The following is a 22,806-nucleotide window of genomic DNA, read 5'->3' as shown; positions in this document are numbered from 1 at the left end:
TGATGATTAAACAGCTGTTTACCGTTTTCGTTGCGCTGTCCCTGGCGGCCTGCGCAACGACCGAAGATGTCTTTGAGAACACGCCATTAAGCGATGCCCCCCTGCACGGGAAGTTTGTTTGGCATGACCTGGTGACCGACGACATCGACGCGGCCAAAGCATTCTATGGCAGCCTGTTCGGCTGGTCCTTCCGCGACACCCAGCGCCCTGAAGGTGGGCCGTACACACTGGTCGTCGGCGCCGGCGGGCGGATCCTGGGCGGCATGATCGAAGTTGAAGACCCCGGCAACGGTGTCGACTACTCCCGCTGGCTGGGCTACATCTCCGTGCCCGATGTCGATGCGTCGGCAGCGGCTGTGACCCGGCTGGGCGGCGCCATGGTGGTTGCCCCCCGCGAAGTCGGCAGCTTCGCGCGTGCCGCCGTGGCCCGTGATGCCCAGGGCGCAGTGGTCGGGTTTCTCGACAGCCATGTCGGCGACCCGCAGGATCCGCCGACCCAACATGTGGGCGACGTCACCTGGAATGAGCTGCTGGCTGCCAACGATGTATCTGCGTCGGCGTTCTATCTGGAAGCGGCGGGTTATGAAGTCACGACCACGTGGCGCAATGGCGGTGAGTACCACACCCTGAACCGGGGCGGCGTGGCCCGCGCCGGTATCCAGGACCGCCCCAATGACCAGGTTTCACCGCTCTGGCTGACCCATTTTGCTGTTGTCGACCCGGCGTCTGCAGCCAGCAAGGCGGCGTCGCTGGGCGGCAACGTTGTGATGGCGCCTTCCGCCAAAGTGCGTGACGGCAACCTGGCGATCATCACCGACCCGACCGGTGCCGTACTGGCGCTGGGCCCGCTGGACAAATGAGGGAGATAACCATGAAATCCCAGATGAAAAACCGGATCAAATGGTTGGGCACCAGCCTGTTGGTCATTGCGACGCTGGCGCTGTCTGGCTGCAGTGGCAATGTCGGTGTCGGCCTGAATGTGGGTGTGCCCATCGGCGACCACGGGTACATGAGCATCGGCGGCAATCGCTGGTACTGAGCGATTCGTTGAAGTTCCACGACCTGCCCCGCCTGTTCCAGGTTGCCTTGTGCCTGGCCGGGCTGTTTATCGTTACGGCAGAGGCAAGCGCGGCACCGCGCAATGTCATTTTCATCCTGACCGACGACCAGCGCTACGATGAAATGGGGTTCCTGAACCCCATCCTGCAGACGCCGCACATCGACGCCATGGCGGCCGAGGGCGTGCATTTTCGCAATGCCTTCGTGACCACGTCACTTTGCTCGCCGAGCCGCGCATCGATCCTCACCGGGCAGTACATGCATAACCACGGCGTGGTAGATAACAACTCCGGTGTCAGCTCAGGCGCGCGCTTTTTCCCGGAATACCTGCAAGAGCAGGGGTACCAGACCGCGTTTTTCGGCAAGTGGCACATGGGCGAGGCCGGTTCGTCGCATGGCGAGCTCGATCGCCCCCAGCCGGGTTTCGATCACTGGCTGAGCTTTGCAGGGCAGGGGCACTACTACCCGGTAAAGCGCAACGGCAAGGTCAATACCTTCAATATCAACGGCGAGCGCGTACCGCAGACCGGCTACATCACCGACGAGCTGACGGACTACACCATCGACTGGCTGCAGCGCCTGCGTGATGACGACAAGCCGTTTTTCGTCTACCTGTCGCACAAGGCGGTACATGCTGACTTCAAGCCGCCCAGGCGCTACGAGAACCTCTACGCCGAAGCCGAGATCCCGGTGCCGGCCAGCCAGGCGGATACCGAAGAGAACTATCGCGGCAAGCCAATGTGGGTGAAGAACCAGCGCAATAGCTGGCATGGCGTCGATTTTCCCTATCACAGCACCCTGGATGTGCAGGAGTACAAGCGCCAGTACCACCGCGCGCTGACCGCCGTCGACGACAGCATTGGCCGCATCCAGGACTGGCTGGAAGGCAACGATCTTGCCGACGACACCATCGTCATCCTGATGGGCGACAACGGCTTCATGTTCGGTGAGCACGGCCTGATCGACAAGCGCAATGCCTACGAGGAGTCGATGCGTGTACCGATGCTGATGCGTTACCCGGGCATCGATGAGCCGGGCCGCACCGTGGACAGGATCGTCGCCGGTATCGATATCGGACCGACCGTTCTGGACATCGCCGGTGTGGACACCATGCCGCCGCAGTTCGAGGGCGCCAGCATGCTGCCGCTGGCGCAGGGCAAGAGCCTGCCGGACTGGCGCGACGACCTGCTCTACGAGTATTACTGGGAGTTCAATTACCCGATGACGCCGACGACGTTCGCGCTGCGAACGGAGCGCTTCAAGCTGATCCAGTACCACGGCGTCTGGGACATCGAAGAACTCTATGACCTGGAGAACGACCCCCGGGAAATGAACAACCTGATCGAGGATCCGCAGTTCCTGGATGTCCGCGTGCGAATGCGCGAGGAGTTGTTCAAGCGCCTGGCCAACAATGACCGTGCACACGTGATCCCTTACACCGAGAAGTGGGGCCCCGGCGCACACTCGCGCAATCGTGAAGGCTCTCCGGCCGCGCCATTTCCACCGGACTGGCTGAAGACCCCGGAGGATGACGGGCTACGTGACTTCATGGTGCCTGATCGCAAGCGCCTGCAGCAGCGCAAAGCAAAAGAAAAGCAGCCCCCGGATCAGTAGGCTAGGCAGCGCGCGCCGCGCACGCCAGCGCGCCTTCCTCAGTTAATGCCAACAGCCAACGTCCCACGGAATCGCGGAATGCCGGGTGCTGCGACAGCTCTGCCGGGAAAATCGCCGGTACCGCAAGGAATCCATCCAGTAGTGCCTTGTCATCATCACCCGCCTCGCGGCCAATCGCGGCCAGCTCGGCGGCCATCGGGTCATCGACGTCAAATGATTCGCCATTGAGCCCCGTGCCGCTGGCGTAACGAATCCACGCCGCAACAGCCAGCGCCAGCCGGTCGAATGGCTGACCGGCCTCGATACAGGCGCGAATCGTACCCAGCAACCTGATCGGCACTTTTTGCGACCCATCCATGGCGATCTGCGCCGCCAGGTGCATGATGCCGGCGTTGCTGAAGCGCGCCAGCAACGTGGCGCGGTAGGCGGCGATATCGAATCCAGGGGGTAGGGCGGTGACCGGCTGCGCTTCGTGCTCCATCATCTGCGCGACCAGGTCACCGATGGCAGTGTCCATGGCATCGTGCACGTACTTGATGCCCGCCAGGCAGGCCAGGTAGGCGATGGACGAGTGTGAACCGAGTACAAAGCGTAGCTTCATCAGTTCATAGGGCTCGACATCGTCAACCAGTGTGGCGCCAACCCGGTCCAGCGGCGGACGACCATTGCAGAAACGATCTTCGATCACCCACTGCGTGAACGGCTCGGCCTTGACCATGCCGTGGTCGTCGACGCCCAGGCGCGTGGCCAGGGCTTCGCGATCGGCCTCGGTCGTGCGCGGCACGATGCGGTCGACCATGGTGTTGGGGAAGGCGCCTTCGGCGCGCAACCAGTCGCCCAGCCCCGGCTCTGCCCGGTCAGCGAAGTCGAGGATGGCGCGGCGCAGCCGGGTGCTGTTGTTCGGCAGGTTATCGCAGGACATGATGGTTGGCGGTGCCAGGCCTTCGTGACGACGGCGGGCCAGGGCGCGGCACAGTAATCCGGGTACGGTCCCCGGCGTGTCCGGGTGCGCCACGTCATGGACGATACCGGGGTGGTCGAAATCCAGGCCGCCATCCAGCGAGGCCAGGCAGTAGGCTTTTTCGGTGACCGTCAAGGTGACCAGCTTCGTGTCCGCAGAGGCCAGCAACTCGTCGACGCGCTCACGCTCTTCACCCAGGAACAATGCTTCGGAAATCGCGCCGATGATGCGGTCCTCTACCTGGTCGCCATCCAGCGAGACCAGCGTGTACAACCCATCCTGCGGCGCCAGCTGGTCGCGCACGCCGGCACTGCGCATCGACACGCCGGCAATGGCCCAGCCCGACTCGCCGGCGGCCAGGAGGTCATCGAAGAAAACCGCCTGGTGGGCACGGTGGAAAGCGCCCAGCCCCAGGTGAACCACGCCGATGGTCGTCGCATTGTGGTCATAGCAGGGTTGTCGGGCCGATCCGGGCAGCCCGTCCAACTGGCCGGCGTCGAGCCTGGAAACAGTCGTCACAACTTGTAGGCGTCCTTGGCGAACTGGTAGGCGAGTTTGGGCGCCAGGTCTTCGGCCACGTCCAGCTCGATGCGGTGCTCGGCCACCATCTCCGCCAGCCAGCCACAGTCGATGCGGCGGCTGAGGTCATGGCGCGCCGGGATCGACAGGAACGCGCGGGTGTCGTCGTTGAAGCCGACGGTGTTGTACAGGCCGGCGGTCTCGGTCACCTGGCTACGGAACCGGCGCATGCCTTCGGGGCTGTCATGGAACCACCAGGACGGACCCAGCTTCAGGCACGGGTAGTGGCCGGCCAGCGGTGCCAGTTCGCGGCTGTAGACGGTTTCGTCCAGCGTGAACAGGATGATCGACAGGTCGCGCTCGTTGCCGAAAGCATCCAGCAACGGCTTCAGGTCGTTGACGTAGTCGGTCGCCATCGGGATATCGGCACCCTTGTCGCGGCCATAGTTCCTGAACAGCCACTCGTTGTGGTTGCGGAACGAGCCCGGATGAATCTGCATCACCAGGCCATCGTCCAGGCTCATGCGTGCCATCTCGGTCAGCATCTGCCCGCGGAAGCGCTCGGCATCGGCGGCATACTCCAGCCCGGCGCGGACGGAATTGAACAGGGCTTCGGCCTCGTCCTGCGACAGGTTCTCGGTTCGCGCCGTCGGGTGCCCATGGTCGGTTGACGTCGCGCCGCGCTCCATGAAATAGGCGCGCCGGTTGCGCAGCGCCGCCAGGTAGCCTTTCCAGGTGCTGGTGTCCTCGCCGGTGATTTCGCCCAGGCGGTCGACGTTGTCGTTGAAACCTTCGAATTCAGGGTCAACCACGGGGTCCGGGCGGAATGCGGTGACCACCTTGCCGCTCCAGCCGCTGGCGCGGATGGTGTCGTGATGGCGCAGGTCATCCAGCGGAGACTCGGTCGTCGCGATGACTTCGATATTGAAGCGCTCGAACAAGGCACGCGGCCGGAAATCATCCTTCGCCAGGCACTCACCGATGTGGTCGAAGATGCCATCGGCGGTATCGGCGGAAAGTCGTTCATCAATGCCGAAGACATTCTGGAATACATGATCCAGCCAGATGCGGGACGGGGTGCCGGCAAACAGGTACCAGTGTTTCGCAAACAGGCGCCAGACCTCGCGCGGGTCCACGTCCGGCTGTTGCCCGTTAGCATCCGGTACACCCAGTTGCTGCAGCGGCACACCCTGGCTGTAGAGCATCCGGAACAGGTAGTGGTCCGGGGTGATCAGCAGGTTGGCGGCGTCACTGAAAGGTTCATTCAGCGCGAACCAGGATGGGTCCGTGTGCCCATGCGGGCTGACGATGGGCAGGTCCCTGACGCGCTCGTAGAGCGAACGGGCGATGTCCCGGGTCTCGGGGTGGGCCGGAAACAACCGGTCCGGATGCAGAAGAGCCATGATGTGGGAAGTCTTTCCTGTTTTGCTGTCGGCGCGCCGCACAACAGGTACGGGCGCATTGAAACGTTTAGCCCGGGCCGTCAGAATCGTGACACGAGGCCCCGGCGTGGAAGCCACCAAGCATCCCCGCGGGGCATACCGGTGTCAAGATGAAAACGAGTACAGCCCGCCTGGAGGGCAACAATGAAAATCACCGAAGCGCGCGTCATCCTGTCCAGCCCCGGACGCAATTTCGCCACCCTGAAGATCACCACCGACACCGGCCTGACCGGGCTGGGCGATGCCACACTCAATGGCCGCGAAAAAGCGGTGGTGGCTTACCTGGAAGAACACGTGATCCCGTGGCTGCTGGGCCAGGACGCCGAACGCATCGAGCATGTCTGGCAGTCGCTGTACAAGGGTGCCTACTGGCGCCGCGGACCGGTGACCATGACCGCGATTGCCGCCGTCGACATGGCGCTATGGGACATCAAGGCCAAGCAGGCCGGCCTGCCGCTGTACCAGTTGCTGGGCGGCGCCAGCCGCACCGGCGTGACGGTCTACGGTCACGCCAATGGCAAGTCCATCGACGACTGCCTCTCCGAGGTCGAGAATTATGTAGCGATGGGCTACCAGGCCGTGCGCCTGCAGTGCGCCATCCCCGGCCTGGACAAGGCCTACGGCGTGGCCAAGGGCAAGCTGTATTACGAACCGGCCGAGCGTGGCCTGCCACCGATGGAAACCTGGTCAACACCGGAATACCTGGATTTCATCCCCGAACTGTTCGCCCAGGCGCGCAAGCAGTTCGGTCCGCACCTGAAGCTGCTGCACGACGTTCATCACCGCCTGACCCCGCAGGAAGCCGCAGCGCTGGGCAAGTCACTGGAACCATTCCGGCTGGGGTGGCTGGAAGATCCCACCCCGGCCGACAACCCGGAAAGCTTCCGCCTGATCCGCCAGCACACCACCACGCCGATCGCGACCGGCGAAGTGCTTAACCACCTGCAGGATTTCCGCGTGCTGGTCAGCGAGCAGCTGATTGACTACGTGCGCACCAGCGTGCAGCGCTGCGGCGGTCTGACCCACATGCGCCAGATCGCGCTGTTCGCCGATGCCTTCCAGGTGCGCACCGGCTGCCACGGCGCCACCGACCTGTCGCCGGTCACCATGGGCGTGGCGCTGCACTTCGGCCTCTGGGTACCCAACTTCGGCCTGCAGGAATACATGCGCCACAACGAGGAAACCGACGCGATGTTCCCGCACGCGTACACCTTTGCCGATGGGATGTTGCACCCGGGTGAGGCGCCGGGTCACGGCGTTGAACTCGACGAGTCGATGGCGAGTGAGTACCCCTACCAGGCGGCGAGTTTGCCGGTAGCGCAGTTGCGCGACGGTACAGCCTGGTCCTGGTAAACGTCGCGACAACATCGTGATCATTTGCGCGGTCCAGTGCGCGTCCGTGGCCGGCGACATCGCCACGAACATCGACCGTCACCTGGAATGGATCGAAAAGGCGGTCGCCGGCGGCGCGCAGGTCGTGTTTTTTCCGGAACTGTCTCTCACAGGCTACCAACCCGGGATGGCCGGTGAACTCGCCATGTCCATCGACGATTCAAGGCTCGATGTGTTTCAGCAGTGCAGTGACGAGCATGGCCTGTTGATCGGCGTTGGGCTTCCCCTGAGGGTCCCGCTGGGCGTGCAGATTGCCATGGCCTGGATATCGCCGGGAAAGCAGCGACGGGTCTATGTCAAGCAAACCCTGCACCCTGATGAAGAGGCGTTCTTCGTTCCAGGTGACGCGTCGAGCTTGCTCGAGTGGTGTGGTCACAAAATGTCGCCCGCCATCTGTTTCGAAGCGCTTCAGTCGCACCACGCGAAGGCCGCGTCGAGGCAGGGTGCTGATGTCTACCTGGCCAGCGTGGCAAAGTCGCAGGGGGGTATCGAAAAGGCCATGTCCTATTTTCCCAGTATTTCTAAGCAACTCCGGCTGACCGTCGTCATGGCCAACGCGACAGGGCACTGTGAAGCGTTCGAAGCTGCCGGTCAGTCAACGGCCTGGAGCGTCGAGGGGCAGCGGATCGACGGCCTGGAAGCTGCCGGGGAAGGCATCCTGTTTGTCGACCTCGCGGCGGACGGTCCCGCGACTGTTCCATGAGCAAGAGGAGCTTTATGCCACCGTCCATGGTTGAAGTTCGTTCCATGGCCGACCTGGTCGCGGGGTTGGGGATCATCCGCGAGTCGCCGGCCGACCTTGGAACAATAGAGTTGATCGTCCGGCGCCCGGAAACGAATAAACGCGAGGTTCTGGACCGGGCTGAGCTTGATCTGGATCGAGGCCTGGTCGGCGACAACTGGCTGGTGCGTGGGTCCCGTGCCACGCAAGACGGAAGTGCTCACCCAGGAATGCAATTGAACCTGATGAATGCCAGGGTAATCGAGCTCATCGCGGGGCCACGCGAAAACTGGCCCCTGGCGGGTGATCAGTTCTACGTCGACCTGGACCTGAGTGCCGACAACCTGCCGCCGGGATCACGCCTGTCGTTGGGCGATGCCATGATCGAAGTCACGGATATACCGCACCTCGGCTGTCGAAAGTTCATAGACCGTTTCGGGTTGGACGCGGCCAAGTTCGTCAACTCGGAGGAGGGCAAGTTGTTGAACCTGCGCGGCATCAACGCAAAGGTGATCAAGCCTGGGTGCGTGAATACGGGAGGTATCATTGAAAAGCTATGACGAATTGCAGAATTGGGCCTCAACGACGCTTCTGAGTGGGGCATAAAGTTTGGCTTCGGCGTTTCTGCGCGCACGTTCTTGTTAAATAGCCAGGAGGCCGTTTTGCTCCCAGATAGCCCCCGACTGACAACGAACAACTTTGACTTACTGCGTCTGTTGTTCGCGGGAACGGTCTGCCTGGTTCATGCATATCAGCTTTCCGAATACCAGCCACTGGCGTGGATCGATAGTGTTTTATCCACCCGGGTTGCGGTGGAAGCGTTCTTTGTTGTGAGCGGCTTTTTGATCTTCATGAGCTATGAGCGATCATCGTCAAACACAACTTACGCCAGTAAACGGATTCGTCGGATTTACCCGGCATATTTCGTGGCGGTCATGCTATGCGCTGTCGGTTTACTAGGGGTCAGTTCAAACTCCGTAACTGACTATTTCACAGTTTCCTGGGTCGGATATGTAGTTGCGAACCTCTCGTTCCTGAATTTTTTCCAACATACGCTTCCCGGAGTCTTCGAGACCAACCCGGTCAACACCGTGAATGGTGCGTTGTGGACCCTAAAAATCGAAGTCATGTTTTACCTGAGCGTTCCGCTCTTCGTGATGCTTTTCCGGCGGTTTGGAACCCTGGCCGTTCTCGCCATTGCCTATGTCGGGTCAATATCCTACGTCGTCTTGTTCGCATGGCTGGCAGAGAAGACAGGAGATAGCGTCTACCTGCGGCTTGGCCGGCAGCTTCCAGGGCAGTTGTCCTTTTTTTGTGCGGGGGCGTTTTTCTACTATCAGCTCAAGTTTTTTGAGCGATGGGCCGGATACTTCCTGGCGGGGGCCATCCTGGTGCTCATTTTCGATTCGTACTGGCTTTTTCCTCTGTTTGAGCCGTTTGCGCTCGCCACGGTTGTCATTTTCTTTGCGCTGTTTTTCTACCTGGGGAATTTTGGCAAGTATGGTGATTTCTCCTACGGTATTTACATACTGCATTTTCCGGTTCTCCAGGTTTTCGTCCACTACGGCTGGTTGGCGGATGATCCATGGCTATACCTGGCCGCGGGAGCTCTCACTACGTTAGTGATGGCCGTCGCAATGTGGCATCTCGTTGAAAAAAGGTTTTTGCTTCGCAGCAGTCACTACGTTTCTGCAAGTCGTTCTCCAGTTGAGAAAGGTGGAGATCCGAAATAGTTTGCTGCTCGATTGGAGCACAACCCTAATTTCCAAAGGGAGGACAAGGCACCGACGACCCCTGGCGCGCCAGAAGAATTTGCGGACTGGGTAGGGGTGGTTGATAAGTGTAACGATACAGTATACATTTATGACGTGATACGGAGTTTTCGACATAAGGGGGTCGAGCGCTTCTTCCTGACAGGTAGCAGGTCGGGAATCCAGGTGTCACATGCGGCGAAATTAAGTCGCCAGTTGCAGCGCCTGGAGGCAGCCAAGGGACCGCAGGACATGAATGTTCCCGGTTGGAGATTGCACGTCTTGAATGGTCGCCTATCGGGGCACTGGTCGATTTGGGTGAGCGGGAACTGGCGATTGACGTTTACGTTCGATGGCGAAAACGCTGTGCTGGTTGATTACCAGGACTATCACTGAATAGGTTTTACGATGTCACGAATGTTCAATCCTCCACATCCAGGCGAATCCATCCGGGAAGATATTCTTCCGGCGCTGGGGTTGTCTGTCACCGAGGCCGCGCGACAATTGGGCGTATCGCGGGTGACCCTGTCGCGCCTGATTCATGGTCAATCGGGTGTTTCGGCTGAAATGGCATGTCGACTGGAGGCGTGGCTGGGTGGGCCCGAGCAGGGTCCCAGCGCGGAGAGCTGGCTGGAGATGCAGGCGAGTTACGATCTTTGGCGGGCCCGTCAAAAACCCGCCCCCACGGTTGTCAGGGCGCCATTGCCGGCCTGAATGCCAACAGGCGTCGGGCCTGCTACATCTGCGCCCCGAACACCCACGGCAGGAACTCGTCATCGCCAAAGCCCAGTGTTTCGCTGGCCGTCGGCTCGCCGGAGGCGGTGCGGATCAGGGTCTCGAAAATCTGCTCGCCCATGTCTTCCACGCTGATGTCGCCGTCGACGATGGCGCCGCAGTTCAGGTCCATGTCGTCGCGCATGTTGCGGTAGAGGGGCGTGTTGGTGGCCAGTTTCAGGCTCGGCACCGGCTTGCAGCCGTAGACCGAGCCGCGGCCGGTGGTGAAGGCCACCAGGTTGGCGCCGCTGGCGACCTGGCCAGTAATGGACATCGGGTCGTAGCCCGGGGAGTCCATGAACACGAAGCCCTTGCGGTCGATGGGCTGGCCGTACAGGTAGACGCCCTGCAGGGGTGAGCGGCCGCTCTTGGCGACGGCGCCCAGGGATTTTTCCAGGATGGTGGTCAGGCCGCCGGCCTTGTTGCCGGGCGAGGGGTTGTTGTCCAGGTCGCCGTCGTTGCGCTCAGCATAGTCTTCCCACCAGGTGATGCGCCCGCGCAGGGCGTCGGCCACTTCCGGGCTCGCCGCGCGGTCGATGAGCAGGTGCTCGGCGCCGTAGATTTCAGGGGTTTCGCTGAGGATGGCGGTGCCGCCATGGGCCACCAGCAGGTCCGCGGCCACGCCCAGGGCCGGGTTGGCCGTGATGCCGGACAGGCCGTCGGAGCCGCCGCATTGCAGCCCCAGCGTCAGCTCGGAGACGGGCAGGGGCTCGCGCCGGGCGCTGTTGGCCAGGTCCAGCATCGCCTCGACGGCTTCACTGCCCGCGCGCACGGTGGCGGCCGTGCCGCCGGCTTCCTGGATGACCAGTCGCTGCAACGTGTCCGAAGCCTCAAGACCCTGGCGAGCCATCAGGCGGTCGACCTGGTTGGCTTCGCAGCCCAGGCCCAGCAGCAGTACACCGGCGAAATTCGGATGGCGGGCGAAGCCAGCCAGGGTGCGCTCCAGCTGGGTGATGCCCTCGGTATCGGCACCCATGCCGCAGCCGCTGCCGTGGGTGATCGCGACCACGCCGCCGACATTGTCCCAGCGGTCCATCGCGGCACCGCGGAAACGGTCGGCGATGTGCCGGGCTACCGTGGCGGAGCAGTTGACGCTGGTGATGATGCCGACATAGTTGCGCGTGGCGGCGCGGCCGTCCGCCCGGCGGAAGCCGTCGAAGGTGCGCGCGCTCGCCGCGGGTGGCTGCCAAGCGCCGGCAGCGCTGCCGTCACCGCCGCGGCCCTCGGCGTCCATGCCCAGGTTATCGACATGCACGTGCTCACCGGCGGCGATATCACGCGTGGCCACGCCAATAACCTGGCCGTACTTGCGCACCGGGGTGCCGGCAGCGATGGCGTGCAGGGCCAGCTTGTGGCCAGCGGGCACCGTGGTGACCGGGGCGGGGCAATCGTCGCCCGGTGACTGGCCGGCCGCCAGTTCGACCAGGGCGACAGCGACGTCGTCACCGGGATGCAGGCGGATGACGTTCATGGTGTCAGTCTCCGCCCGCCTTGTCGGCGGCGTCCAGCGGTACGATCAGGCTGGAGGTGTCCCAGCGACCGCCGCCGAGTGCCTGCACCTGGGCGTAGAACTGGTCCACCAGGGCAGCCAGCGGCAGGCGCGAGCCGTTACGGCGGGCCTCGTCCAGGGCGAAGCCCAGGTCCTTGCGCATCCAGTCGACAGCAAAGCCGAAGTCGAACTCGCCGTCGACCATGGTCGCGGCGCGATTGTCCATCTGCCACGACTGCGCCGCGCCCTTGGAGATCACGTCGACGACCTGCTTCGCGTCCAGCCCGGCGCGGCCGGCAAAATGCAGGGCCTCGGCCAGGCCCTGGACGGTGCCGGCGATGCACAGCTGGTTGGCCATCTTGGCCAATTGACCTGAGCCCACGTTGCCCAGCCGGGCGTGCATGCGCGCATAGCTGTCGATCAGTGGCACGACACGCGCGACGTCATCGACGTCACCGCCCATCATCACGGTCAGCTGGCCGTTTTCGGCGCCGGCCTGGCCGCCCGAAACCGGCGCGTCGACGAAGGCCACGCCCAGCTCGGCGGCCACGGCGGACAGTTCGCGTGCGACGGTGGCGGACGTGGTGGTGTGGTCGACGAAGACGGTGCCGTCGGTCATGCCGGCAAACGCGCCATCCTCGCCCAGGGTCACGGCGCGCAGGTCATCGTCATTGCCGACACAGCAGAACACCACGCTGGCGCCATTGGCGGCGTCCCGCGGTGTGGGGTGGGCGCTGCCGGCGTGCTCACCGGTCCAGGCCGTGGCGCGAGCGGTGGTCCGGTTGTAGACCCGCACGGTGTGACCGGCGGCGGCCAGGTGACCCGCCATGGGGTAGCCCATGACACCCAATCCGATGAAAGCGACGGTGTGTTTGTTCATAGCCGGCAGAGGATACACGCTTCGGGCCACGTCGGGTGACCCGTAAATAGCCCTGTAGGGTTCAGGCGGGATCGTTCGGGCTCAGTCCGAGCCCGTCGCCCAGGGTCGCCGCAACCCTTCGCTGCGGTAGGACCAGCCGGCCACGTTCACGGCGGCCTGGCCCGGTTCGGCGAACTCGCCGCTGAAGATTCGGGCGGCGGCGGACAGCAGGGCGCCGTTGGCGGGCAGGTAGACGGGCAGGGCGGCACCCGGCTGCGGTACGTGGCCGTTAGCCAGGTAGCGGTTGTGCGGCGCGTCGCGCACCAGCAGGTCCAGGGCCAGCTCGGTGTGGCCAAGCCTGGCTGCTGTCATGGCGATCATCGGGTAGTCCCAGCCCCAGATCTTGCCCTCGAAGTCCCATTCGGCCAGCACCGCGTCCAGGGTGGCCTGCATGAGGGCCGGGTCGACACGGTCATCGGCCAGCAGGCCCCAGGGGGCCAGCATGGTGGGGTGGTCCTGCCGCGCCTCGATGTTGTCGAAGGTGTCGGGGATGCTTTCCATGGCCACGTAGCGGCCATCTTTTGTGGGCAGGGCCGCCAGGGCGTCGAGCCGTTCGCGCCATTGCGGTGGAACGGGCAGCCCCCGGACCTGGCGCCAGCGGATGGCGGTGTCGAGGCCCAGTCGCCAGTACGCCAGTTCGAAAGCCGGGTTGGCCGAGCTGGCGGGGTCGTGGATTTCCTGCGCGATCCAGATGGGCGGGCCCAGTGACCAGCGCCCGTTGTCATCCACCAGCATGGACGCCAGCGCGGCGGCGGTGTCGTCGACCATGACGGCGTAACGTTCCAGCACCGCCGGGTCGCCGCTGGCACGCCAGAGCATGTCAGCCAGGTGGATGGGCTGCGGCTGGTTCCAGATGATCAGCGGGTTGCCGCCGGGGCTCTCGCGGCCTTCGGGGCCGACCATCTTGGACCAGCGGGCACCGTCCAGGCCGCGCTGGCGCGCGGTGGCTCGGGCCACGTCGATATGGTCCCGGAACCAGTCCAGGTGCTGTCGTGCGGGGTCATAGCGGTGCCACAGGATCCAGTGGGCGCTGTGCCACCACGCCATCTCTGTGTGATGTTTGCCGTACCAGGAACTGCTGGTCAGGCCGGTTTCCTGCGCGGGGACGGCGGCGCGCGACTGGGCTGCCAGCAGGTACTGGCTCAACACCAGGCGGCGTTCGAGTTCGGCCGCGCGGGGGTCCGTGCTGCCGCCCAGATCGATGGCGGCACCCGACTGCCAGAAGGCCCGCCAGCTGTCGGCGGCGCGTTCGGCCAGTTCGTCGAAAGACCCGGCCTCGGCCATGGATGGCGCGTCATCCGGTTGCAGCGCGACCTGGACGTCGATGGCCGTGCCACGGGCCCGAAGCCGGCCCCTGTGCGCCGCGGTCGTTTCGAAATCGGCTTCGCCCTGCCAGAGAATGGCGGTGCCGTGCAACGCGTCATCGACCTGTCGGGCCAGGCCAACGCCCTGGTCGTGCTGCCAACTCACCCGCGTGTGGTGGGCATCGTCATCGTCCAGGATGACGTCCGGCGTGTTCTTGATGTCCAGGTCATAGCCGCGCGGAAACGTGAACGCAATGGCCAGGCGGCCATTCCCCAGCAGCGCCGACGACACGCGGAAGGCGATGATGTCGGCGCCAGTGTATGGCTGTCCACTCGTGCCGGCACCGGCCTGTGGAGGGCCCTGGGTAGCCGTGGTCTCGATATTGACCATCTCGCCGTCCAGTTCAAACCGGCTCGACAGTCGGCCGCGCCACGGGTCCAGCCGCTGCTGCACGGTCCCCAGCTGATCAGGTTCAAGCGGCTCGCCGTCGAGCGCCAGGCTGATGCGTACGAGTGGCAGGTCATGCGGGTTCCGGCGCAGCCATTGCCCGGCCGTCGAGCGGTCGTCGGTGGGGAACGGGACCTCGCGACCGTAGGCATCCCAGGTCTCCATCGCCGCACCCAACACGTGGTGCTGCTCATCCTGTGGCGTGTGCCAGGCCCAGCGTGCCTTGGTTTCCAGCGGGATGCCGTGCTCGAAATAGTGATCGGCGAAATCCTGCAGTCCGGTGATGCCGGCGGTGAAGGCGAAGCGCCCGTTGCCCACCGTCATGGGGGCGGTCCAGTCGATGGCGTCCAGCGTAGGGGCGTGGCGTTCAACCACGGCCTGGCGGTCAATGGTGGCATCCGCGCTCGCGCTCGCGCAGGCGACCAGCACGGCCATGGCCATGCAGGCCAAGCCCAGGCCGCGGATCCATGCCATCACGGCTGTCGCCCGGCCTGGTCCAGGGCCGCCGCGAACCGCGCTGCCGAATCCGTGTCGGTGCGGAAATACAGCGACGGTTCGATCAGTTCCAGCTCCATGACGCGAAACACGTCGCCGGTGTCGCGGACAAAATCAGCTCGCGCGTAGACCGGGGCCGGCTCGACCTGCGCCAACGCGGCACGGGCGGTATCGACGAGCCCGGCCGGGGGTGTGACGGGCTGGATGTTCGAGCCGTGTTCTTCCTGGGTACGGAAATCGCCGCTGGCCGGTGTCTTCAGGATGGCATGACTGTACTCGCCGCCGAAGAAGAACAGCGAGTACTCGCCCTCGGTGACCACGGCGTCGATAAACGGCTGGATAAAGTGTGGCCGCTCGCTGAAGGATTGCTCCAGTTGCGCCTGCAGGCCGGGCTCCAGGGGGCGTTCCAGCACGTAGGTATGGTCGGCATTGGCGCCGACCACCGGCTTGATGACCATGCGGCCGGCGTCGAAGGCCTCGAATGCTGCGTCCACCTGGGCGACGGAGAACCTGTCGTGCCAGCGGCTGGGCACGATGGCCACGCCGCGGGACTCGATCTCGCGCAGGTAGCGCTTGTCCAGGTTCCACTCGACGATGGCCAGGTCGTTGACCAGCCGTGCGCTGGACGCATCGATGCGCCGCAGCACCGCCAGGAATGCGTCCGGGGCGTCCTGGTAGTCCCAGGGCGTGCAGATGTAGACCATGTCGAACCGGTCCCAGTCGGCCGCGGTGTCGCGCCAGGACACTTTCTCGACCACCCAGCCCAGCGCCTGCATCGGCGCGATGGCCAGGTCGGCATCGGAGACGAAATCCTCCAGGCTATCCATGGTCAGGAAGGCGCAACGTCGCCCCGGGCTCGAATTTTCCATCGTCATGCTCACTCAGGTTCGGTTAGGCTGTCGGCTGTTCAGGCCAATCGACGCGACACTACATCATGATCAACACGGAAACATCCCTCGACGCGCTCAATGCGCTGAACGAGGGTTCCATGGCTGCCCACCTGGGCATCCGCATCATCGCACTGTCCGAGAACAGCGTGACCGGCACGATGCCGGTCGACCACCGCACCCACCAGCCGTTTGGGCTGCTGCATGGCGGCGCCAGCGGCGTGCTGGTCGAGACATTGGGTTCGATGGGCTCCGGGCTGATTGTTGACTGGGAAAAACAGGCCGCCGTGGGTACCGAACTGAACGTGACCCATCTGCGCGCGGCGCGTTCGGGCCATGTCACGGGCACCGCGCGACTGGTCCGCGCGGGCCGCCGTTTGCATGTCTGGCAGGTCGACATCGTCGATGATGCCGACCGGCCGGTGGCGACCGGCCGGCTGACGACCATGGTGGTGGCGCGCGACTGAGGCCGTCACTCAGCGACTGAACCGACCACCGTCGGTGGCCAGTTCCTGCAGCAGGGCTGAAGGCTGGAACCAACGCTGGCCGTAGTCGCCCAGTGAATCGCGGTACTTGCGCATGCCGTCCAAGACGGTCCTGGCGCCAATCTCGTCGGCGTACTGCATCGGCCCGCCGCGCCATGCCGGGAAACCGTAGCCATTTACCCAGACCAGGTCGATGTCGCCGGAGCGGTAGGCAATGCCTTCTTCAAGGATCCGGGCGCCTTCGTCAATCAGCGGGTAGACGCAGCGTTCGATAATCTCCTGCTCGCTGATCTCACGCTGTTCGATGCCCAGCTTGCCGGCAATCTTCGCGGCGAGTTCCACAACCTCGGGGTCCTCGGACCGGTCGCGACCCTCGTAGCGGTAGAAGCCCCGCCCGGTTTTCTGGCCATAGCGACCCAGCTCGTAGAGCGCGTCGCCGATGGCGCCGTAGCCCGGGTCGTCGGCAAAGGTGTCTTGGCGACCCTGGCGGGCCATCCAGAAGACGTCGATGCCGGCCAGGTCCATGACCGCGAAGATACCCATCGCAAAGCCAAACGAGGTGAGGGCGGCGTCGACCTGGGCCGGCGTGGCGCCTTCGAGCAACAGTCGCGCGGCCTCGCGGCTGTAGGGCTCGAGCATGCGGTTGCCGATAAAGCCATGACAGACGCCGGACACCACCGGCACCTTCTTCAGCCGTATGCCCAGGTCCAGCGCGGTCAGCAGCACGTCGTCGGCGGTGTGCGCGCCGCGCACCACCTCCAGCAGCCGCATGATATTGGCGGGGCTGAAGAAGTGCAGTCCGACGACGTCGCGGGGGCGGTTGGTGGCCGCGGCGATGCGGTCGACGTCCTGGTAGGAGGTGTTGGTCGCCAGGATCGCACCTGTCCGGGCCACGCCGTCCAGTTTTTCGAACAGCTCGATCTTGATGGCCAGGTCCTCGAACACGGCCTCGATCACCAGGTCGACGTGCGACAGGGCCTGGAAGTCGGTGGTGCCCTCGATCAGGGCCACGGTGCGGTCGCGCTGGTCGGCGTCCAGCCGGCCGCGTTCGACGCGGCCATCGTAGTCGGCCCGGATGCGGCCCAGGCCGCGCTCCAGGGCCTGGTCGGAAATCTCCACCAGCGTGACCGGGATGCCGGCGTTGGCGAAGCACATGGCGATACCGGCGCCCATGGTGCCAGCGCCGACGATGCCGACGGTGTTGATGTCGCGGCGCGCGGTCTTCGGGTCCAGCCCGGGAATCTTGCGGCTGCCGCGTTCGGCAAAGAACAGGTGCTGCAGCGCGCGCGCCTGCGGGGTTTCACCCAGTTCGAAGAACAGCGCCTGCTCGCGCGCCAGGCCTTCGGCGAAGGGCTGGCCGACCGCGGCCTCGATGGCCTGGATGGCGGCTTCCGGGGCCGGGTAGCCCTGGGTCTTGCGGGCGATGCCAGCGCGGAAGTCGTCGAAGAATCCGTCCGGCACGGTGGCGGGGTCGATATCGATATCGTTGCAGCTACGCACCGGCGCGTCTTCACTGGACAGCGTGCGTGCGTAGGCGGTGACCGCGGCTGCGAAATCCTCGTCCGGCCCGGCGACGGCGTCTACGATGCCATGCGCCAGTGCATCCGCCGCGTCGATGGGTTTGCCACTGGTGATCATGTCCAGGGCCTTGGGCACGCTGGCCAGGCGGGGTAGACGCTGGGTGCCGCCAGCACCGGGGATCAGGCCAAGGTTAACCTCGGGCAGGCCCAGTCGCGCCGTTGGCGCCGCAAAGCGGTAGTCACAGGCCAGAGCGAGTTCCAGCCCGCCGCCCAGCGCGAAGCCGTTGATGGCGGCGATGACCGGTTTGCTGGCAGCCTCGATGGTGTTGAGCAACCCGAACAGGTCAGGCTCGGCCAGGAAACGGGGCGATCCAAACTCGCTGATGTCAGCGCCACCACAGAACACACGCTGGCTGGAGCCCAGCACGATCGCGTCCACGTTGTCGTCCGCCTCGGCCTGCTGCAGGCCGTCCAGCAATGCGGCCCGCATGGCCTGACCCAGGCTGTTGACCGGCGGGGCGTCCATGGTCAGGAAGGCGAGGCCGTCCTCGACCCGGTACTGGATAGGATCGCTCATTCGAGAAAGCTCCGTTGTCTGGATTCGGGCCGACCATGATACGCCGATGGCGGCCCGGACACGGTACACTTGCGTTGGTATCCATCGAAGCCCGGAGTATTCGTGAGCGAAGACGCCAGCCTTGCCGAGGCCGGCCGCGCACCGCGAACCAGCGAAGCGCGCGCCCGGTCGCTGCGACTGCTGCTGTACAACATCCGCTACGCGGCGGGCACCGGTATGGCCTTCAACCTGCCCGTGCCGGGCGCTGGCTATGTGCGCCCGAACAAGGCCAACCTGGCCCGCATCACCGAGTTCATCCGCCAGCAGGATGCCGACATCGTCGGCCTGGTCGAAATCGATACCGGTTCCTATCGCACCGGGCGGCAGAACCAGGCCGAGCTGATTGCCGATGCCATCGGCCATTACTCCACCTACGAGTGCAAGTACGGCGAGGCCTCGGTCAACAAGAACATCCCGGTGCTGCGCAACCAGGCCAACGCGTTCCTGGCCGCGCCGCGGGTGCACGGTGAGCGCTTTCACTATTTCGATACCGGCATCAAGCGGCTGATCATCGAGCTGGAGCTTGAGCAGGTGCGGATCTTCCTGGTGCACCTGTCGCTGAAGTACCGCCATCGCCAGTACCAGCTACGGCACCTGCACGAACTGATTTCCGCCGGTGACAAGCCGGTGATTGTCGCCGGAGATTTCAACACCTTCTTCGGCGAGCACGAGATGTACCTGTTCATGCAGGCCGCGCGGCTGAAAAGCGCGAACGTTGACCGCCTGCCGACGTATCCCAGCCGCTCGCCACGCTCCGAGCTCGATTTTGTGCTCTACGGCGAGGGCATCGAGGTGACCTCGTTCGACGTCCTCAAGGCCAGGTTCTCAGACCATCTTCCGCTGCTGTGCGAATTCAGGCTCGCCGAGCCGCCCTCGACGCCATGAAGTGGGTGAAACGAAAAGGCAAGAAAGCCATGCTGATCTCGACCTTCGTTACGCTGTTCTACATCCTCGGCTGGCTGTCCGCCGCCAACGCCGTCATGACCGCGCGAACCGCCCAGGGCGCCATCGCCTGGTCCATTTCGCTGGTCACGTTCCCGTTCGTCGCCGTGCCGGCGTACTGGGTGTTTGGCCGCAGCAAGTTCGAGGGCTTCCTGGGCGCCTACGACGAGCGCCGCAGCGAGATCGACGCGCTGGTCGCCGATATCCGCTCAAACATGTCCGAGTTTCGTGCCACGACGGCCGATAACAAGCCTTCGTTTGCGGCGATGGAGCGGCTGACCGGCGCCATGATGACCGGGCGAAACGCGGCAGAGCTGCTGATCAACGGCGACGCCACGTTCGACAGTATTTTCGAGGGCATCGAGCGCGCCGAGAGCTATATCCTGGTGCAGTTCTACATGTTCCACGATGACGGCCTGGGCCGGCGCATGCGAGACGCCCTGGTGGCAAGGGCCAGTGAAGGCATCCGCGTGTTGGTGCTCTACGACGAGGTTGGCAGTAGTGGGTTGCCCGATGACTACGTGGAATCGCTGCGCCAGGCCGGTGTCGAGGTGTCGTCGTTCAACCCCACCCAGGGCCTGGGCAACCGTTTCCAGCTGAATTTCCGCAACCACCGCAAGATCGTCGTCGTCGATGGTCGTGTCGGTTGGGTTGGCGGCCACAACGTGGGGGACGAGTACCTGGGGCTGGACCCGGAATTCAGCCCCTGGCGCGATACCCATGTCCGCCTGGAGGGTCCGGTAGCGGTGCAGTTGCAGGCCGTGTTCCTGTCCGACTGGTACTGGGCCACACGGCAGATCCCGGTGCTGGACTGGCAGCCAAAGGCCGCGCCGGCCGGCGACACGAAAGCCATGATCGTTGCCTCCGCGCCGACCCAGCAACTGGAGACCGCCGGCCTGATGTTTGTCGACGCGCTCAGCGCCGCGCGCGAGCGAATCTGGCTATCGGCGCCGTATTTCGTCCCCGACGAGGCGGTCATGAAGGCGCTCGAACTGGCCGCGCTGCGCGGTGTCGACGTGCGCATCCTGATGCCAGGCAAGGGCGACAGTGCCGTTGTGTTCCTGGCCGGTTATCACTATGTGCAGCAGCTGCGGGGCCTGGGTATCACGTTCTATGAATACCGCCCCGGATTTCTGCACGAAAAGGTCGGCCTGGTCGACAACGATGTCGCCTGGGTGGGTACGGCCAATTTCGACAACCGCTCGTTCCGGCTGAATTTCGAAGTGACCGCGCTGATCCATGACGACGACTTCGTCAGGGAAATGGAGGCCATGTTCGAGGCCGACTTCCAGCATGCCACCACGCTGGACCCGGAGTCGCTCGACGAGCGCGGCTTCTTCTGGCGCCTGGGCGTCAGCCTGTCACGCCTGGCTGCGCCGGTGCTCTAGCCCCTCGGGCAGCCCGTCGGCGCGTTTCATTGACTCCAGGTAGGCCAGGTACTTCTCATACTGGTCGAGGATGTCGGCGATCAGCTGGTCCTCTGTCCAGCCCATCACGCTGTATCCCTGGCCACCGTCAGCCAGGTAGACCTCGGCGTGATAGAACCTGAGGGCTTCGCCGCGACGGGGGGAGGTGTCACGCATGATAAAGCTGGGCGGCGAGTACGGCCGCGCGTGTACCGAGTAGAAGAAGTCGCGTACCCCCTCATGTTCAACTTCGATCCAGCGGGCCTTTGACGGCGTCGCGCCGACATGGGCGTCCAGGCCCCGTGCCCGGAACTCCGAGGCGACCTTGTCCATGGCCTGGTGCAGCCGGCCGTCGATGAACGCCGTGATCTCATCCCGGCTGGCATGATCGAGGATGCGCCCGATCCGCTGCTGCCAGGTGACCGGGTTCTGTGCCACTCGGGGTGGAATGGTCGTCGTGTACCGCGTGATCCGGCGCGCATGGTCGGCGCGCACCGCCTTCCACAGGCCCCAGCACATCAGCAGCATCACGGCGCAGAACGGCAGGGCCGACGCGATGGTGGCGGTCTGCAGGGCCTGGAGACCACCGGCCAGCAACAAGGCGGCGGCAATGGCGCCCTCGGTCACCGCCCAGAAGATGCGTTGCCAGACTGGCGTTTCCTCGTCCGTTCCGCCGGACGTCAGCATGTCCACGACCAACGAGCCGGAATCCGAAGACGTAACAAAAAATGTAATGACCAGCAGGGTGGCCAGCGTGGACGTGATGGCTGCCATTGGCAGGTGCTCAAGGAAGCGGAACAGCGCCACCGAGGTGTCGGCCTGGACAGCGTCACCCAGGCCCTGGAACCCGTCGATCAGCAACAGGTACAACGCGGTGTCACCAAAAAACGTCATCCACATGAAGGTGAAACCGGTGGGCACCATCAGCACACCGATGACGAACTCGCGGATGGTCCGGCCGCGCGAAACCCGGGCAATGAACATGCCGACGAACGGGGACCACGCGATCCACCATCCCCAGTAGAACAGGGTCCAGCCCCCCAGCCATTCGGTCGGTTCGTAGGCATCCAGGTTGAAGGTCATTTCAACCAGGCCGGACAGGTACTGGCCGGTGTTCTGGACCAGGGTCTTGAACAGGAATACCGTGGGGCCGGCCAGCATGACAAATAACAGCAGGGCCACGGCCAGGATGATGTTCAGTTCCGAAACCCGGCGGATGCCGCCGTCCAGCCCGAGCACCACGGAGATGGTCGCCAGCGCGGTGATGCCGGCGATCAGGCCGACCTGCACACCCGCGCTGACCGGCGCGTCGAAGAGGAAATTCAGCCCGGCATTGACCTGGATAACACCCACGCCCAACGAAGTGGCGACACCGAAAATGGTGCCCAGCACGGCAAACGTATCCACCGCGTGACCGATAGGTCCGTGAATGCGTTCCCCGATGATGGGGTAAAACGCCGAGCGGATGGTCAACGGCAACCCCTGGCGAAACGCGAAATACGCGAGGGACAGTGCCACGACCGCGTAGATCGCCCAGGCATGAACACCCCAGTGAAAGAATGTAATGCGCATGGCTTCGCGCGCCGCGTTGATTGTGCCGGGCGCGGCATCCGGTGGGGCCATGGTATGCATGACCGGCTCGGCCACCCCGTAAAACATCAGGCCGATGCCCATGCCGGCGGAAAACAGCATGGCGAACCACGAGGCATAGCTGTAGTCCGGTTCACTATGGTCGGGCCCCAACTTGATCCGGCCATAGCTGGAGAACGCCAGGATCACCACGAAAATCAGGAAAAGCGCCACCGAAAGTATGTAGAACCAGCCGGTCTTGACGACAACCCAGTCCTGTACCTGGCTGAAGACGACGTCGGCGGAGTGCTGGAACAAAACCGCGTACAACACGATGACCAGGCAAAGCCCCCCCGCGCCAAAGAAAACAGGCGGGTTTATCCGGTACCACGACGCCTGCTCGGTCGCCGGTTCGGTGCTGGCGTCATCGCGGTCCTCGGTGGGTGAAGGCTCGTGTCCCGGGCTTTTGCTCATGAGTGCTCCGTGGCGGCTG

General features: G+C 64.1%; 20 protein-coding genes. 12 read left to right on the top strand and 8 right to left on the bottom strand.

Annotation, left to right across the window (positions count from 1 at the left end; all coding sequences use genetic code 11):
- Window positions 1-2 precede the first annotated feature (2 nt).
- The 3 genes from F3N42_RS05545 to F3N42_RS05540 are packed head-to-tail and all read left to right on the top strand — an operon-like array spanning window position 3 to window position 2,673.
- Window positions 3-860, top strand: a complete 858-nt coding sequence (locus F3N42_RS05545) for a VOC family protein (protein ID WP_150863395.1) — start codon at window positions 3-5, stop codon at window positions 858-860.
- A 23-nt stretch (window positions 861-883) separates the two neighbouring features.
- Complete coding sequence (locus tag F3N42_RS15740; RefSeq protein WP_224784741.1) at window positions 884-1,039, top strand: hypothetical protein; 156 nt, start codon at window positions 884-886, stop codon at window positions 1,037-1,039.
- A gap of 8 nt (window positions 1,040-1,047) precedes the next feature.
- Window positions 1,048-2,673, top strand: coding sequence for a sulfatase family protein (locus tag F3N42_RS05540; RefSeq protein WP_224784739.1), 1,626 nt, complete (start codon window positions 1,048-1,050; stop codon window positions 2,671-2,673).
- A 1-nt stretch (window position 2,674) separates the two neighbouring features.
- On the opposite strand, the gene F3N42_RS05535 is transcribed toward F3N42_RS05540, so the two are convergent.
- Window positions 2,675-4,153: a mannitol dehydrogenase family protein gene (locus tag F3N42_RS05535; RefSeq protein WP_150863392.1), complete on the bottom strand. Its 1,479-nt coding sequence runs from the start codon at window positions 4,151-4,153 to the stop codon at window positions 2,675-2,677.
- Window positions 4,150-5,556 carry a glucuronate isomerase gene (gene uxaC / locus F3N42_RS05530; protein ID WP_150863391.1) on the bottom strand — a complete coding sequence of 469 codons (1,407 nt, stop codon included), beginning with the start codon at window positions 5,554-5,556 and terminating at the stop codon, window positions 4,150-4,152. The genes F3N42_RS05535 and uxaC overlap by 4 nt, the downstream gene beginning before the upstream one ends.
- A 183-nt stretch (window positions 5,557-5,739) precedes the next feature.
- Here uxaC and manD point away from each other — a divergent pair, with 183 nt between their 5' ends.
- From manD to F3N42_RS05500, 6 genes are all read left to right on the top strand, one after another.
- Entirely contained in the window at window positions 5,740-6,948 is a 1,209-nt protein-coding gene (gene manD, locus F3N42_RS05525; protein ID WP_150863390.1) for a D-mannonate dehydratase ManD, read from the top strand.
- Window positions 6,949-6,964: 16 nt separating this feature from the next.
- Window positions 6,965-7,690, top strand: coding sequence for a carbon-nitrogen hydrolase family protein (locus tag F3N42_RS05520; RefSeq protein ID WP_224784738.1), 726 nt, complete (start codon window positions 6,965-6,967; stop codon window positions 7,688-7,690).
- Between the two features lie 44 nt (window positions 7,691-7,734).
- A complete protein-coding gene (locus F3N42_RS05515; RefSeq protein WP_224784737.1) occupies window positions 7,735-8,268 on the top strand; it encodes an MOSC domain-containing protein in 534 nt (177 codons plus the stop codon).
- Window positions 8,269-8,280: 12 nt separating this feature from the next.
- Entirely contained in the window at window positions 8,281-9,441 is a 1,161-nt protein-coding gene (locus F3N42_RS05510; protein WP_224784736.1) for an acyltransferase family protein, read from the top strand.
- A gap of 96 nt (window positions 9,442-9,537) precedes the next feature.
- Window positions 9,538-9,855 (top strand): type II toxin-antitoxin system RelE/ParE family toxin, encoded by a 318-nt coding sequence (locus F3N42_RS05505; protein WP_318190948.1) that lies wholly within the window; start codon window positions 9,538-9,540, stop codon window positions 9,853-9,855.
- 12 nt (window positions 9,856-9,867) lie between these two features.
- Complete coding sequence (locus F3N42_RS05500; protein ID WP_150863387.1) at window positions 9,868-10,173, top strand: HigA family addiction module antitoxin; 306 nt, start codon at window positions 9,868-9,870, stop codon at window positions 10,171-10,173.
- A 22-nt stretch (window positions 10,174-10,195) separates the two neighbouring features.
- On the opposite strand, the gene F3N42_RS05495 is transcribed toward F3N42_RS05500, so the two are convergent.
- The 4 genes from F3N42_RS05495 to F3N42_RS05480 form a co-directional block, all read right to left on the bottom strand.
- The gene (locus F3N42_RS05495) at window positions 10,196-11,704 is read right to left on the bottom strand and encodes a UxaA family hydrolase (protein WP_150863385.1); all 1,509 of its coding nucleotides are present in this window, start codon (window positions 11,702-11,704) and stop codon (window positions 10,196-10,198) included.
- A 4-nt stretch (window positions 11,705-11,708) separates the two neighbouring features.
- Window positions 11,709-12,602, bottom strand: coding sequence for an NAD(P)-dependent oxidoreductase (locus F3N42_RS05490; protein ID WP_150863384.1), 894 nt, complete (start codon window positions 12,600-12,602; stop codon window positions 11,709-11,711).
- Window positions 12,603-12,683: 81 nt separating this feature from the next.
- Complete coding sequence (locus F3N42_RS05485) at window positions 12,684-14,870, bottom strand: hypothetical protein (RefSeq protein ID WP_150863382.1); 2,187 nt, start codon at window positions 14,868-14,870, stop codon at window positions 12,684-12,686.
- A complete protein-coding gene (locus F3N42_RS05480) occupies window positions 14,867-15,757 on the bottom strand; it encodes an ATP-grasp domain-containing protein (protein ID WP_150863381.1) in 891 nt (296 codons plus the stop codon). Before F3N42_RS05480 ends, F3N42_RS05485 begins: the two co-directional genes overlap by 4 nt.
- 65 nt (window positions 15,758-15,822) lie before the next feature.
- On the opposite strand from F3N42_RS05480, the gene F3N42_RS05475 reads away from it, so the two are divergent.
- On the top strand, window positions 15,823-16,242 hold the full coding sequence (locus F3N42_RS05475) for a hotdog fold thioesterase (protein WP_150863379.1): 420 nt from the start codon (window positions 15,823-15,825) through the stop codon (window positions 16,240-16,242).
- A 9-nt stretch (window positions 16,243-16,251) separates the two neighbouring features.
- Here F3N42_RS05475 and F3N42_RS05470 read toward each other — a convergent pair whose 3' ends face one another.
- A complete protein-coding gene (locus F3N42_RS05470; protein WP_150863378.1) occupies window positions 16,252-18,357 on the bottom strand; it encodes a 3-hydroxyacyl-CoA dehydrogenase NAD-binding domain-containing protein in 2,106 nt (701 codons plus the stop codon).
- A 102-nt stretch (window positions 18,358-18,459) separates the two neighbouring features.
- On the opposite strand from F3N42_RS05470, the gene F3N42_RS05465 reads away from it, so the two are divergent.
- Both F3N42_RS05465 and cls read left to right on the top strand, forming a co-directional pair.
- Entirely contained in the window at window positions 18,460-19,281 is an 822-nt protein-coding gene (locus tag F3N42_RS05465) for an endonuclease/exonuclease/phosphatase family protein (protein ID WP_224784735.1), read from the top strand.
- Entirely contained in the window at window positions 19,278-20,726 is a 1,449-nt protein-coding gene (gene cls / locus F3N42_RS05460) for a cardiolipin synthase (RefSeq protein WP_224784734.1), read from the top strand. Before F3N42_RS05465 ends, cls begins: the two co-directional genes overlap by 4 nt.
- Here the strand turns inward: cls and F3N42_RS05455 are convergent.
- Window positions 20,700-22,787 carry a BCCT family transporter gene (locus F3N42_RS05455; protein WP_150863376.1) on the bottom strand — a complete coding sequence of 696 codons (2,088 nt, stop codon included), beginning with the start codon at window positions 22,785-22,787 and terminating at the stop codon, window positions 20,700-20,702. The genes cls and F3N42_RS05455 overlap by 27 nt on opposite strands.
- Window positions 22,788-22,806: the final 19 nt, after the last annotated feature.

The organism is Marinihelvus fidelis, from assembly GCF_008725655.1.
Classification (GTDB): domain Bacteria; phylum Pseudomonadota; class Gammaproteobacteria; order Xanthomonadales; family SZUA-36; genus Marinihelvus; species Marinihelvus fidelis.
Note: the sequence above shows the minus strand (reverse complement) of the source record. Positions and strands in the feature narration are given on the sequence as shown.

Excerpts from the sequence above, each read along its gene's own strand:
- F3N42_RS05545 (WP_150863395.1), top strand. The coding sequence starts at position 3 with ATGATTAAACAGCTGTTTACCGTTTTCGTTGCGCTGTCCCTGGCGGCC.
- F3N42_RS15740 (WP_224784741.1), top strand. The coding sequence starts at position 884 with ATGAAAAACCGGATCAAATGGTTGGGCACCAGCCTGTTGGTCATTGCG.
- uxaC (WP_150863391.1), bottom strand. The coding sequence starts at position 5,556 with ATGGCTCTTCTGCATCCGGACCGGTTGTTTCCGGCCCACCCCGAGACC.
- manD (WP_150863390.1), top strand. The coding sequence starts at position 5,740 with ATGAAAATCACCGAAGCGCGCGTCATCCTGTCCAGCCCCGGACGCAAT.
- F3N42_RS05515 (WP_224784737.1), top strand. The coding sequence starts at position 7,735 with ATGGCCGACCTGGTCGCGGGGTTGGGGATCATCCGCGAGTCGCCGGCC.
- F3N42_RS05500 (WP_150863387.1), top strand. The coding sequence starts at position 9,868 with ATGTCACGAATGTTCAATCCTCCACATCCAGGCGAATCCATCCGGGAA.
- F3N42_RS05495 (WP_150863385.1), bottom strand. The coding sequence starts at position 11,704 with ATGAACGTCATCCGCCTGCATCCCGGTGACGACGTCGCTGTCGCCCTG.
- F3N42_RS05490 (WP_150863384.1), bottom strand. The coding sequence starts at position 12,602 with ATGAACAAACACACCGTCGCTTTCATCGGATTGGGTGTCATGGGCTAC.
- F3N42_RS05480 (WP_150863381.1), bottom strand. The coding sequence starts at position 15,757 with ATGGAAAATTCGAGCCCGGGGCGACGTTGCGCCTTCCTGACCATGGAT.
- F3N42_RS05475 (WP_150863379.1), top strand. The coding sequence starts at position 15,823 with ATGATCAACACGGAAACATCCCTCGACGCGCTCAATGCGCTGAACGAG.
- F3N42_RS05470 (WP_150863378.1), bottom strand. The coding sequence starts at position 18,357 with ATGAGCGATCCTATCCAGTACCGGGTCGAGGACGGCCTCGCCTTCCTG.
- cls (WP_224784734.1), top strand. The coding sequence starts at position 19,278 with ATGAAGTGGGTGAAACGAAAAGGCAAGAAAGCCATGCTGATCTCGACC.
- F3N42_RS05455 (WP_150863376.1), bottom strand. The coding sequence starts at position 22,787 with ATGAGCAAAAGCCCGGGACACGAGCCTTCACCCACCGAGGACCGCGAT.